Below are 11,340 nucleotides of genomic sequence, written 5' to 3' on the forward strand. Positions count from 1 at the left end.
CGTCGGCATGCGTGCCCCCGCCGCGGGTCTGACCGCCTTCCCCGCCGTGCCCGACGACGTCCGGCTCATCGACCTGGCCTGGAACGAGCTGACCGAGGTGCCCGCGTGGGTGGCCGGGCTGGCCTCGCTGGAGGAGCTCAGGCTCGACGGCAACCGCCTGCGCGCGCTGCCCGATCTGCCGGGCCTGACCGCGCTGCGCGCGCTGCACCTCGACGGGAACGAGCTCACCGCCCTGCCGGCCCTCCCGCCGGGCCTGACGACCCTCTTCGCGTACGGCAACCGCCTGGCCGCGCTCCCTGACCGGTTCGGCCCCGGGCTCACGCACCTGGCGGCCGGTGGCAACGGGCTGAGCGCCGTGCCCGCCGCGCTGTGGAAGTCGACCGGCCTGGAGTCGCTCAACCTGGCCGAGAACGCGCTCACCGAGATCCCCGCGGCCATCGGCGGGCTGACCCGGCTCCGCATGCTCGACCTGGGCCACAACCGGCTCACGACGATCCCTCCGGAGCTCGGCGACCTCGGCCTGACCGACTACCTCTACCTCAGCGACAACCTGTTCACCGAGGTCCCCGACTCGATCGGGCGGCTGGACCGGCTGGCCTACCTCAATCTGACCGACAACCGGCTCATCCGCCTGCCGGAGTCGATCGGGCGCATGGCCGGGCTGGTGGAGCTGCGGCTCTACGGCAACCGGCTGGAGTCGCTGCCCGAGTCGATCGGCGGCCTGGCCCGGCTGCGGGAGCTGCACGCGCAGGGCAACCGGCTGTCCCGGCTGCCCGCCTCCATCGCGGAGCTGGCCGAGCTGCGCGTGCTCGACCTGCGTAACAACGTGCTGCGCGAGCTGCCGGAGACGCTGCCCGCCGGGCTCAGGCAGCTCGATCTGCGCAACAACCGGCTGCGGGAGCTGCCGGCGCAACTGCCGCCGCTGGAGAAGCTCGACCTGCGGTGGAACAAGCTCGACGGCGAGCCGGAGGTGCTGCGGCGGCTGCGCGAGCGCGGCTGCGTCATCCTGCGCTGAACCGGGGTGGCCGGGGCTGCGTACCTTCGCACATGACGACATTTCCACGTCTGGCCGCTTTCGCGCTGCTGGCCGGGCTGGTCGCCGCCTGCTCATCCGCGGGCTGGGGCGACTACGTCGCAGCAGGCAAGGACCAGAAGAACGTGAAACCGCTCACCGTCGAACAGCTCTCGACCATGGTCGGCTGCAAGCCGAAGATGCAGGTCGAGGCCTCTGAGCTCCGTACCGGGTACTGCAAGACCTCGGACGGCGAGTTCTTCGTCAACACCTTCGCCACGGAAGCGCTGAAGGACGAGTGGATGGATCGGGCTCCCGAGTACAACCCGCACCTGGTCGGCCCCCAGTGGACGGTCCTGGGCCCGCTGAAGGTGCTCAAGGCGCTACAGGAGCGGCTCAACGGCGACCTGCACCTGACCGATCACAGGACCTCCCAGATGCAGACGGCGAACTAACCGTTTCGCGCTGAACCGGGGAGGCCGGGGCTGCGTACCTCCGCACATGACGACACTTCCACGTCTGGCCGCTTTCGCGCTGCTGGCCGGGCTGGTCGCCGCCTGCTCCTCGGGGAGCGGGGGCGGCTATGTCGCAGCAGGCAAGGACCAGAAGGTCAACGCCGCGCCCCTGACCGTCGAGCAGCTCTCCGCCAAGGTCGGCTGCTCGCCGCGCATGCAGGTCAACGCCGCGGAGATCCGCACCGGGTACTGCAAGACGCCGGACGGCGAGTTCTTCGTGACCACGTTCAGGAACCAGGCGGGCAAGGACGCCTGGATGGACGCCGCACCCGAGTACAACCCGCACCTGGTCGGCAACCTCTGGACGGTCCTGTCCAGCCGGAAGGTGCTCGACCTGCTCAAGGAGCGGCTCGGCGGCGACCTGCACCTGACCGACCACCGCACCAAGAAGATGCAGGTCGTCGGCTAGCGTGACGCGGGCGGCGGGGCCGCGGGGGCCCCGGCCACCGGCCCTCGCGAGGTGCGGCGGGCCCGTCAGCCGGCGGGGACGGCCCGGACCCGCTTCCTGAACACCCAGTACGTCCATCCCTGGTACACCAGCACGAACGGGAGCGCGATCAGCCCGATCCAGCTCAGCATCGTCAGCGTGTACGACCCCGAGGCGGCCTCGGCCAGCGTCAGCCCCGGCAGCGGCCGGGCCCGCAGCTCGATGAACACGGCAAGCGTGGTCAGCACGATCGCGCCGGCCGTGGCCGCGAACGCCCAGCCCTCCCTGCGCCGCCAGATCAGCGCCGTGGCCGCGGCCAGCCCCGCCATGGCGGCCAGCGCGGGCAGCGTGCCCAGGTTCGACAGGGCCAGTACGGCCACCGGGATGACCACGGCCCCCGCCGTCATGGCCACCGTGCGGGCGCGGCGGCGGACCCGCCCGGTGGTCTTCAGCGTCAGGAAGACCGCGCCGTGCAGGGCGCACACGGCGAGCGTGAACGCGCCGCCGGCCAGGGCCGCGAGCGCGCTGCCGAACAGCAGGTCGGCGAAGACCGCGCCCCACAGGAACGCCGGCAGCGCGCTGCCGATCACGATGCCCAGGTCGCACCAGCGCGGGTCGCGGACCTTGCCGCGCCACTCCAGGCCCACGCCGCGCACGATCAGCCCGACCAGGATGAGCGTCACGGGCAGGTAGAACGCGCTGAACACGCCCGCGTACCAGGCGGGGAAGGCGGCGAACATGGCGCCGACGGCGGTGATCAGCCACACCTCGTTGCCGTCCCACACCGGGCCGATGGTCTCCAGGCTCTGCCGCTGCTCCGCTGAGCTCCTGCTCACGACCGGCGCCAGCATCCCGACGCCGAAGTCGAAGCCTTCCAGCACGAAGTAGCCGGTCCAGAGGAAGGCGATGAGGACGAACCACAGATCGATCATGTCCACTCCTTCAGTACATCAGCGACGGTTCGCGCTGCTCGGCCGCGGGGACGGGGTCGCGTTCCTCGGCGCCCTGGCGTACGTGCCTGGCCAGCAGCACGACCTCGGCGACGGCGAGCCCGCCGTACAGGAGCGTGAAGATCGTCAGCGAGGTGGCCACCTCGGCCAGGCTCACGCCGGGCGAGACGCTGGAGGCGGTCAGCAGCTCGCCGGCGACCGTCCACGGCTGGCGGCCGATCTCGCTCAGCAGCCAGCCCGCGATCACCGCGAGCAGCGGCAGCGGCAGGGCGAGCAGCATCGCCCGCGACAGCCAGGACGGGAACGGCCGCTTCCGGCGGGTGAGCCAGAGGCCGAGCACCGACAGGCCCACCGTGGCCAACCCGAAGACGATCATGATGCGGAACGACCAGAACACCACCGCCTGGTCCGGCCGGTAGTCGCCGGGGCCGAACTGCTGCTCGAAGCGCCGCTGCAGGTCCTCGGTGCCCTGGACGGTGGCGTTGGGGTCGTTGGTGGACAGGAAGCTGAGGAGGCTCGGGATCTCCAGGCCGGGGACCACGCTGAACGGCGCGCCGGCCGTGTCGCGCTCCAGGCTCTCGGCGGAGGCCAGCTTCATGGGCTGCTGCTCGTACATGAGCTTGGCCGACATGTCGCCGGTGCCGGCGACGACCGCCCCCGCGATCGCCGTCATGACCAGCGCGGCCCGCGCGGCGCCGCGCCACATGCCGGCGTGCGTCTTCAGCAGCTGGTAGCCGCACACGGCCAGCACGAACCCGCCCGCCACGACGAACGCCGCCGCGATCACGTGGGGGACCTGGGCGATCGCGGTGGAGTTGGTCAGCACGGCCCACAGGTCGGTCATCCTGGCCTTGCCGTCCACGACCTCGTAGCCGACGGGGTGCTTCATCCAGGCGTTCGCCGCAAGGATGAAATATGCCGACAAATTGGAGCCAATGGCGGCCGCCCAGATGCACGCCAGGTGCACCTTCTTCGGCAGTCGCTCCCAGCCGAAGATCCACAGCCCCAGGAACGTGGACTCCATGAAGAAGGCCAGCAACGCCTCCATGGCCAGTGGCGCTCCGAAGACGTCGCCGACGAACGTGGAGTATTCGCTCCAGTTCATCCCGAACTGGAACTCCTGCACGATGCCGGTGACCACGCCCATCGCAAAGTTGATCAGGAACAGCTTGCCGAAGAACTTGGTCAGCCTGAGGTAGTGCTCCTTGCCCGTGCGGTGCCAGGCCGTCTGGAGGCCGGCCACGAAGATGCCCAGACCGATGGTCAAGGGCACGAACAGAAAGTGGTAGACGGTGGTCACCCCGAATTGCCACCGCGCCAGATCAAGTGCGTCCATGTTCCCCGCCGACTCCTGAGCTCTACAAGCTGTAGTTTATCTACTTGAAGTAGTACTACACGTTGTAGAGCAACGGGATGCGACCTTGGTCACATCCCTTCCCCTTGGCTCCTGCGTACCGAGGATCCCGTGCGCGGAGGGCCCGCCGCGTCACCCGCCGGGCTGATTCCCCCGTACGCCGGGGGACGGACTTCTAGCGGGGTGTGGCGGCGTCCAGGTAGGCCTGGAGGTTGCCCAGCTCGTAACCCCTGCGCTTGATCTTGGCGACCAGGATGCGGAAGTCCCTGGCCAGGTTGGGGCGGAAGTGCAGGAGCAGGATGTCGCCCGGGCGCAGCTTCTTGTCCGGCACCTGATAGGCGATCTTGCCGCCGGGCTGGACGGTGGCGGTCCAGAGCAGGATCGAGGACACGCCGCAGCTCTTCGCGGCCTTCAGCGTGTCGGTGTTGTAGTTGCCGAACGGCGGCCGGAACAGCGTCGGCCTGGTGCCCAGCTCCTTCTTGACGAGCTGGGCCGAGCCGCAGATCTCGCGGCGCTGGGCGTCGTAGCCGAGCAGGCGGAGGTTGGGGTGGGTGAGGGTGTGGTTCTCGACGGGCACGCCGGCGTCCCGGAGTTGCCGGAAATATCCCCATTTTCCGGCCCCGACGTATCGGGCGGGGCCGCCTGACTCGTCCGGGGTGCCCTTGGCCTCCACGGCGTCGCGCATGGCGAAGGCGGTGATGGGGATGCGCTGGTCGCGTACCTGGCGGACGAAGCCGGGGTCCTGCTCCCAGCCGTCGTCGATGGTCAGGAAGACGACCTTGCGCTTGGTGGGGATGGAGCTGATCACGGGCGGGAGCGGGCCGGTGCGGCCGATCGGGCGTACCTCGCCCTTGCGCGGGCGCGCGCCGGGCGGGCCCTGGGGAGCCGGCGTCCCGAGGGTGCTCGTCGGGGTCGCGGTGGTCGAGGGGGAGCCGGACGTCTCGGCGGCCCCGGTCGTACCGGCCGGCGAGCAGGCCGACACCAGCGCCACCGCGAGCGCGCCCGCCGCGCCCGCCAGCCGCCTCCCCACCCGCCGGGCCGCGCCCGGCTGTTGTTCCGCGCGTGACGGGAGGGCCGCGCGGCTCGCCGACGTCACCTGCTGATCTTCGCTTGGCCCCCTGCGCATGGAGCACCATCTTGCCAGCCTTGATCCGCAAGCCAGGCCCGCGCTCTGGCAGGTGTTGCCCTTATCCCCCTGGTCGGACCTGCTTAGAGTGGCCACATGAAAGTGGCGGGCAGCGCCGTGATCGGCGTTCAGAGGGACCGGGTGTGGGCGGCGTTCCAGGATCCGGCGGTGCTGGTGCGCACCATCCCGGGGTGCGAGCGGCTGGAGGAGACGGGGCCGGACACGTACCGGATGACGGTCAACGCGGGCGTGGCCTCGATCAAGGGCGTCTACCAGGGCGAGGTCGCGCTGACCGATCCGCTGGCGCCGGACTCCTTCACGCTCAAGGCGCGCGGCCAGGGCGCGCCGGGGACGGTGGACGCCACCGTCCTCGTACGGCTGAGCGAGACCGACGGCGGCACCCAGGTGGACTACGAGGCCGACGCGGTGATCGGCGGCATGATCGGCGGGGTCGGGCAGCGGATGCTGGGCTCGGTGGCCAAGCGGACGGCGGGGGAGTTCTTCGCGGCGGTCGAAGAGCACCTGCGCGCCCCGGCGGCTCCCGCCGCTGAGGGCGACCTGGCCGTGGCGTTCCCCGGCTCTCCCGGCGCCTCCGCCGAGAGCGGCCCGGCCGGTGCGGTCCAGGGGCGTCCCGAGGCCGGTGCGGCGGCTGCGGTGTACGAGCGGCCGCCCAAGCAGCGCACCGAGACGCGTCCGTGGGTGATGCTGGCGTCGTTCGGCATGGGCGCGGGGGTCGCGCTCGCCGGAGCGGCGGTGGGCTGGCTGTTCGGACGCGGATCCCGGCACCGCCACTCCTAGGACGCGCGCCGGGCCCCGGCTTCCGAGGGCGTGGGGCCCCGGTTTCCGAGGGCGTGGGGCCCCGGTTTCCGAGGGCGTGGGGCCCCGGTTTCCGAGGGCGCGAGCCACCTGGGGATGAGTCGCGAAGTCCGGCCCGGACGGCATATGCCGTGCCGCTCGAAAATTCGGGTGATCAGGGCATTTTGGCGTGGCGTTCAGGACTCTCGCGGAAAAGGATCTCCAGGCGTAGCGTGGCTGTATGCGGCAGGCACACGCTGAAGACGCGCGGACGGAAGCCAGGCGAGTCGTACGCAACCTGCTGGGCGAGGAGCGTCCGACAGCCGACACACTGATCGGCGCGGTGCGGCCGGTGCTCGGGGTCGAGCGGACCGGCCGCACGCTGGAGCTCGCGCTCGGCGCCTCGCTCACCAGGCGCTCGGCCGAGCTGGCCGCCATCGCCGCCCTGCTGGTCGGCACCCGCGAGCTGGGCGAGGAGTGGTGGACGCGGCCCAGGGGCGGCAAGCTGCCGCCGCCTGACGAGGTCGTGCGCACGGCCGTGGCGATCGAGCCGTGGACCGACCTGACCGCGCTGGAGATGCTGGCCGCGTGGATCTCCGACGACGCCGCCGACCATCTCTGGGGTCAGCCCGTCGCGCAGGTCGATCTCAACTCCTGGCAGGCCGAGGACCGCTTCGAGCTGCCGCCGGGCGTGAAACCCGGGCAGCGGCTCGTCGTCCACTTCGACGCGGGAGGACGGCTCGACGCGGTCGTCACCCGGCGGGCCGACGAGGACCTCGGGTCCAACCTCGACTTCCACTCCCTGCGCTACTCGCGGCCGGCCGAGGCCCAGTGGAGCTGGGGCGTGGCGGCAGGGCTCGGGCCGCACCGGCTGCCCGGCGAGGACCCCGACCCCTACGCCCGCGAGGTGCCATCGGCGGCCGTGGGCATCCTGCGGGCCTGGGCGATGCGCCACGGGGCCTCCCGCGAGCAGCTCGGCGAGCGGTGGACGACGGTCGGAGACGTGGTGGCCGCCATCGAGCGGGTCGACTGGATGTGGCGCAGCGGCGAGTGGTTCGGCTGGTGGCGCGGCGCGTCGGCCCTGGTGGACGACTCGGCCTACCTGCCGTACCGGCTGGAGGAGCTGGCCGCCGGCTGAGCGCCCGCCCCGGCGGCCGGCCCCCGCTCCGGCCGCCGGCTGAGCCCCCGCGTCGGCGGTCGTCAGGGTTTTCCGCCGGCGTCCACCCGGCACTTGGCCATCCCGATCGGCGGGTCGTCCTTCGTGTGCACGTTGTTGGCGCCCAGCCAGCCCCACTTGCCGTACGTGTCACCCTGCGCGTAGTACCAGATGTCGTTCTCGCCGGCGTGCGGGGTGCCGCGGGCCCAGCACTTGAAGACGCTCGGGTTGCTGAGCAGGTTGTCCCGGAACCCCACCGGTGACGGCTTACCCTTCCAGCCCGCCCAGAGCTTGACCGGGGCGTCGTTGCCGCAGATCAGTTGCCTGTCGCTCCGGACGCCACAGGTCGCCCGGGCGCCGGCAGCGCCGGCCGCGGGGACGGCCGGGGCCGCCGCCGCGAGGATGGTGATGGTCACGAGCACCGCATGGCGCAGCTTCACAGCACAGACCTCTCTTCGTTCGAACGGTTCCCGGGTCACTCAGCAGAACTTGACGGTGTACTCGCGGAGCTTCTCGCCCTTCATCTCCCAGTACACGTACTCGCCCGCGCCGACGACCTTCCTCCGGTCGCGCAGCACGGTGGTCGTGAACCAGAACGTGACCGCCGGGCAGACCCACACATAGGTCGTGCTGCCGCAGTTCTTGTAGTAGAGGACGAAATTCCGGGCGCCGGGCTTCAGCGACGGGTCCCCGCTGGTGTAGCAGGGCGGCCGCTTGAGCAGGGCGCCGGCGCTGGTGCCGGTGCCGGTGGCGGCGGCGGCGGCCGGTGCCGGCAGCAGGGACGCGGCCGCGAGCAGGATCCCGGCCGCCGCGGCCGGTCCCCGTCCCCCTGCGAAGAATGTGCGCTTGCCCATCGTCGACCTCCATCGATCAGGCCCCGCCGGCCCCCCGGCGGGCGTCCCCGTGCAGTCTGCGGGGCCCGTCCCCGTGCGCTGAAGCCCTTGCGCCCACGCGCAAAGCCTTGCGGCGGCCACTCCGCCCTGCTATCCGCTGTCGCCTCTGAAGAGGGCCTCGCCCAGCCGCGTGCGGCTGTGCAGCACCCGCTGGCCCCGCCGGACGGTCCTGATCAGCCCGGCCTTGCGCAGCGCGGTCGCGTGCCGGCTGGCCGCCGACGGGCTGACCCCGAGCGCGCCCGCCAGCGCGGTGGTGGTGAGCCCCTCGTCCACCACGTTCAGCGCGGCGGCCCTGGTCGGGCCGAGCAGGTCCGACAGTACGTCCAGCCGGCCCTGCGCGCCGTCCGGCAGCTCCCAGAGCGCTTCCCGGCGGACGGGGTAGACCAGCACCGGGGCCTGGTCGCGATCGGCCAGCGTGATCAGGTTGTGCACCCCGAAGAGGGTCGGGATCAGCAGCAGCCCCCTGCCGTTCAGGTGCAGGTCGGCGTCCACCGCGTAGTCCACGCTCAGGACCGGCGACCGCCAGCGCGCCGACGGGTGCAGGCCGGCCAGCAGCCGTTCCACGCCGCCCGCGGCGAGCTCCCGCGTTCGCCCCGCCAGGTCGGCGCCGACGGCCGCGGCGAGCTCCCGCTCGTACGGCGCGAGCACGGCGTCGTGGTAGCGGCGCACCGCACGGCCGAGCCGGTCGAGCGCCCCCGGCCGCCCGTCCGCCAGGTCGCCGAACCAGGACGGCGGCCGGCGGTGGAGAGCCGCCAGCTTCCCGACCTCCGCGCGGATCCGCGCGACCGGGGTGGACAGCACGGCCTCCAGTCCTTCACCGACGCAGGAGCGCTGCCCGGCCGGGGTGAGGAAGTCGGGGAAGTACGCGGCGGCCGGCCCGAGCCGGGCCAGCCCGCGCACCACGGGCTCCAGCCCCTCCGCGCTCACCGTGCCGCCGGCCCGGCGCCGCCACCCGGCGAAGAAGGGGGTCCGCTGGGCCGGGAACGCGATCTGGTGCACGCTCAGCACCAGCTCCCACATCGCGTCGTACCCGGCGGCCAGGCGTACCCGGGTCAGATCCTCGCGCCCGAAATGGATGCGCAGGGTCTCCATCCGCTCACCTCCACGGCGAGGCTAGATCGAGCGGGTTTCGATTCGCTTCATACCGGGGCCGGCGCCCGAAAGCGCGGCAGGTGGAGGCGGGGAATCGGCGCCGGGGGCGGCGGGTTGACCCCAGGTATGAAGGTGGAGATTTTCTCTGATGTCGTGTGCCCCTGGTGTTACATCGGGCATGTCAGGTTCGCGCGGGCGGCCGAGCGGTTCCGCGCCAAGGGCGGCACGATCGAGGTGACGATGCGGCCGTTCCAGCTCAACCCCGACGCCCCGGTGGAGGGCGAGCCCCTCATCCCGGCGCTGGAGCGCAAGTTCGGGCCGAACGCCCGCCAGATGACCGATCGGGTCGTCTCCGCCGCCGCGGGCGAGGGCCTGGAGATGGACTACGAGCACGCCGTGAGCGCCAACACGCTCCAGGCGCACCGGCTGATCGAGGTCGCCTCCCGCCAGGGGCGCGGCGAGGAGATGGCCGAGCGGCTGTTCCGCGCGTACTTCGCCGAGGCCCAGAACGTGGGCGACGCGGGGGTGCTCGCCAAGCTGGCCGCGGAGGCCGGGGTCGAGGACGACGGCGCGGGGGACGAGGAGGTGCGCGAGCAGCTCGGCAGGGCGCGGGCGCTCGGGATCACCGGGGTGCCGCTGTTCCTGTTCGAGGGCAAGTTCGCGGTCTCCGGCGCGCAGCCCGAAGACGCCTTCGCGGCCGCGATCGACGAGGTGGCGGAGCGCACGGGGCAGACGCCGATCACCCAGCTCGCGGCCCCGGCGGACGGGTGCGACGACGACGGCTTCTGCGCCGTCTGAGCGGGTCGGCAGAGGCACGCTCGCGGGAGCGGCGGCGCCGGGGTGGGAGAATCGTGAGGTGTCGAGACCTCGCCTTGGTTACCTGCTCAAGCATGCCGGCCTGCGCCTGGCGGAGCTGACCGGCCCGGCGCTGGAGCCTTACGGCATCGACGGGCGCGAGCTCGCGGTCCTGTCGGTGCTGGGCACGCCCGAGCCGCTGTCGCAGCAGGAGGCGGCGCAGCGGCTGGGGATCGACCGGACCACGATGGTCGCCCTGGTGGACGCGCTGGAGCGCAAGGAGCTGGTGGGGCGCCGGCCGCATCCCGGCGACCGGCGCAAGAACATGGTCGAGCCGACCGAGCGCGGGCGCGACACCCTGGAGCGGGCCGCCCGCGCCGTGGACGCGGCCGAGGAGGCGTTCCTCGCCGGGCTCCCAGGGGACGACGCGCGCCTGCTGCGGGACCTGCTCGGCCGCCTGGTGTGACGCATCTCCCAGGCTGCCACGAGGCGGGGGCCCGCTACGCGGTGCCTTCGCCGAGCTGTCCCGACCGGTGGTGGCGGCGGCAGAGGACCTGATAGCGCACGGGCGAGGCGTCCGTGTCGCCGATGACCACCTGCTCGCCCGTACGCGCCAGCGCCCCGCCCACGACCCGCGCGTTGAGCTGCCCGGGCCGCCCGCACCAGCACAGCACCTCCACCTGCAGCCGGCACACCTCGTCGGCCAGCTCGAACAGCCGTTGCGCCGCGGGGAACATCACCGACCTGAAGTCGGAGGCCAGCCCGAACGCGTAGACGTCGATGCCGTGCTCGTCCACCAGGTCCGCGAGCTGCTCGATCTGCTCGACCGAGTAGAAGCACGCCTCGTCGCAGATCAGGTAGTCGACCCGGGCGTGCCCGGTCACCAGGCGGACGAGATCGAGGGAGTCCTCCACCTCGATGGCCTCCAGCCCGAGCCCGATCCGGCTGGTGATCTTCGGGCCGCCGGAGCGGTCGTGCTTGGTCAGCACGAGGCCGCGCCGGCCCTGGCGGCCGTGGTTGTAGTTCATCTGGAGTGCCAAAGTGGACTTCCCGCAGTCCATGGGGCCGAAGTAGAACTTCAGTACGGCGTCCCTGGCGCCAGACGGCACGGCAGACAAGGCAGACGATTGGGTCACGGGCCGCCAGCTTAGTGGCTTGGCTTGTTCCATGACCTCGTGGGACATTTCTCCCCTGGAGTTATCAGGAGGAACCGTGGTCACCGACA

The 11,340-nt window shown here is 72.0% G+C and carries 14 protein-coding genes; 7 read left to right on the forward strand and 7 right to left on the reverse strand.

The genetic code is table 11. From position 1 onward, the window contains the following. Window positions 1–7 precede the first annotated feature (7 nt). The 3 genes from ETD85_RS18755 to ETD85_RS18765 are packed head-to-tail and all read left to right on the forward strand — an operon-like array spanning window position 8 to window position 1,936. Window positions 8–1,015 (forward strand): leucine-rich repeat domain-containing protein, encoded by a 1,008-nt coding sequence (locus ETD85_RS18755; RefSeq protein ID WP_138691020.1) that lies wholly within the window; start codon window positions 8–10, stop codon window positions 1,013–1,015. Window positions 1,016–1,047: 32 nt separating this feature from the next. Next, complete coding sequence (locus tag ETD85_RS18760; RefSeq protein ID WP_138691021.1) at window positions 1,048–1,467, forward strand: hypothetical protein; 420 nt, start codon at window positions 1,048–1,050, stop codon at window positions 1,465–1,467. A gap of 46 nt (window positions 1,468–1,513) precedes the next feature. After that, entirely contained in the window at window positions 1,514–1,936 is a 423-nt protein-coding gene (locus tag ETD85_RS18765; protein ID WP_138691022.1) for a hypothetical protein, read from the forward strand. A gap of 65 nt (window positions 1,937–2,001) precedes the next feature. Here ETD85_RS18765 and cydB read toward each other — a convergent pair whose 3' ends face one another. The 3 genes from cydB to ETD85_RS18780 form a co-directional block, all read right to left on the reverse strand. Beyond that, the gene (gene cydB, locus ETD85_RS18770; protein ID WP_138691023.1) at window positions 2,002–2,886 is read right to left on the reverse strand and encodes a cytochrome d ubiquinol oxidase subunit II; all 885 of its coding nucleotides are present in this window, start codon (window positions 2,884–2,886) and stop codon (window positions 2,002–2,004) included. A 10-nt stretch (window positions 2,887–2,896) separates the two neighbouring features. Continuing rightward, on the reverse strand, window positions 2,897–4,240 hold the full coding sequence (locus ETD85_RS18775; protein ID WP_138691024.1) for a cytochrome ubiquinol oxidase subunit I: 1,344 nt from the start codon (window positions 4,238–4,240) through the stop codon (window positions 2,897–2,899). Window positions 4,241–4,433: 193 nt separating this feature from the next. After that, entirely contained in the window at window positions 4,434–5,354 is a 921-nt protein-coding gene (locus tag ETD85_RS18780) for a polysaccharide deacetylase family protein (RefSeq protein ID WP_240779230.1), read from the reverse strand. Window positions 5,355–5,480: 126 nt separating this feature from the next. On the opposite strand from ETD85_RS18780, the gene ETD85_RS18785 reads away from it, so the two are divergent. Beyond that, a complete protein-coding gene (locus tag ETD85_RS18785; protein ID WP_138691026.1) occupies window positions 5,481–6,182 on the forward strand; it encodes an SRPBCC family protein in 702 nt (233 codons plus the stop codon). A 238-nt stretch (window positions 6,183–6,420) separates the two neighbouring features. Next, window positions 6,421–7,317 carry a hypothetical protein gene (locus ETD85_RS18790; RefSeq protein WP_138691027.1) on the forward strand — a complete coding sequence of 299 codons (897 nt, stop codon included), beginning with the start codon at window positions 6,421–6,423 and terminating at the stop codon, window positions 7,315–7,317. 62 nt (window positions 7,318–7,379) lie between these two features. Here ETD85_RS18790 and ETD85_RS18795 read toward each other — a convergent pair whose 3' ends face one another. The 3 genes from ETD85_RS18795 to ETD85_RS18805 form a co-directional block, all read right to left on the reverse strand. After that, window positions 7,380–7,775, reverse strand: a complete 396-nt coding sequence (locus ETD85_RS18795) for a hypothetical protein (RefSeq protein WP_138691028.1) — start codon at window positions 7,773–7,775, stop codon at window positions 7,380–7,382. Window positions 7,776–7,814: 39 nt separating this feature from the next. Further along, window positions 7,815–8,189: a hypothetical protein gene (locus tag ETD85_RS18800; RefSeq protein ID WP_138691029.1), complete on the reverse strand. Its 375-nt coding sequence runs from the start codon at window positions 8,187–8,189 to the stop codon at window positions 7,815–7,817. Between the two features lie 129 nt (window positions 8,190–8,318). Continuing rightward, the gene (locus ETD85_RS18805) at window positions 8,319–9,320 is read right to left on the reverse strand and encodes an ArsR/SmtB family transcription factor (RefSeq protein ID WP_138691030.1); all 1,002 of its coding nucleotides are present in this window, start codon (window positions 9,318–9,320) and stop codon (window positions 8,319–8,321) included. A gap of 126 nt (window positions 9,321–9,446) precedes the next feature. Here ETD85_RS18805 and ETD85_RS18810 point away from each other — a divergent pair, with 126 nt between their 5' ends. Next, window positions 9,447–10,118: a DsbA family oxidoreductase gene (locus ETD85_RS18810; protein WP_138691031.1), complete on the forward strand. Its 672-nt coding sequence runs from the start codon at window positions 9,447–9,449 to the stop codon at window positions 10,116–10,118. 58 nt (window positions 10,119–10,176) lie between these two features. Next, complete coding sequence (locus ETD85_RS18815) at window positions 10,177–10,581, forward strand: MarR family winged helix-turn-helix transcriptional regulator (RefSeq protein WP_138691032.1); 405 nt, start codon at window positions 10,177–10,179, stop codon at window positions 10,579–10,581. Between the two features lie 34 nt (window positions 10,582–10,615). On the opposite strand, the gene ETD85_RS18820 is transcribed toward ETD85_RS18815, so the two are convergent. Next, entirely contained in the window at window positions 10,616–11,224 is a 609-nt protein-coding gene (locus ETD85_RS18820) for a thymidine kinase (RefSeq protein WP_240779231.1), read from the reverse strand. Window positions 11,225–11,340: the final 116 nt, after the last annotated feature.

This window comes from Nonomuraea zeae (assembly GCF_005889725.1).
Lineage (GTDB): Bacteria > Actinomycetota > Actinomycetes > Streptosporangiales > Streptosporangiaceae > Nonomuraea > Nonomuraea zeae.

Bases quoted from the DNA above. Each gene is read 5' to 3' on its own strand.
- ETD85_RS18755 (WP_138691020.1), top strand. From the start codon at position 8: ATGCGTGCCCCCGCCGCGGGTCTGACCGCCTTCCCCGCCGTGCCCGAC.
- ETD85_RS18800 (WP_138691029.1), bottom strand. From the start codon at position 8,189: ATGGGCAAGCGCACATTCTTCGCAGGGGGACGGGGACCGGCCGCGGCG.
- cydB (WP_138691023.1), bottom strand. From the start codon at position 2,886: ATGATCGATCTGTGGTTCGTCCTCATCGCCTTCCTCTGGACCGGCTAC.
- ETD85_RS18805 (WP_138691030.1), bottom strand. From the start codon at position 9,320: ATGGAGACCCTGCGCATCCATTTCGGGCGCGAGGATCTGACCCGGGTA.
- ETD85_RS18775 (WP_138691024.1), bottom strand. From the start codon at position 4,240: ATGGACGCACTTGATCTGGCGCGGTGGCAATTCGGGGTGACCACCGTC.
- ETD85_RS18765 (WP_138691022.1), top strand. From the start codon at position 1,514: ATGACGACACTTCCACGTCTGGCCGCTTTCGCGCTGCTGGCCGGGCTG.
- ETD85_RS18785 (WP_138691026.1), top strand. From the start codon at position 5,481: ATGAAAGTGGCGGGCAGCGCCGTGATCGGCGTTCAGAGGGACCGGGTG.
- ETD85_RS18810 (WP_138691031.1), top strand. From the start codon at position 9,447: ATGAAGGTGGAGATTTTCTCTGATGTCGTGTGCCCCTGGTGTTACATC.
- ETD85_RS18790 (WP_138691027.1), top strand. From the start codon at position 6,421: ATGCGGCAGGCACACGCTGAAGACGCGCGGACGGAAGCCAGGCGAGTC.
- ETD85_RS18760 (WP_138691021.1), top strand. From the start codon at position 1,048: ATGACGACATTTCCACGTCTGGCCGCTTTCGCGCTGCTGGCCGGGCTG.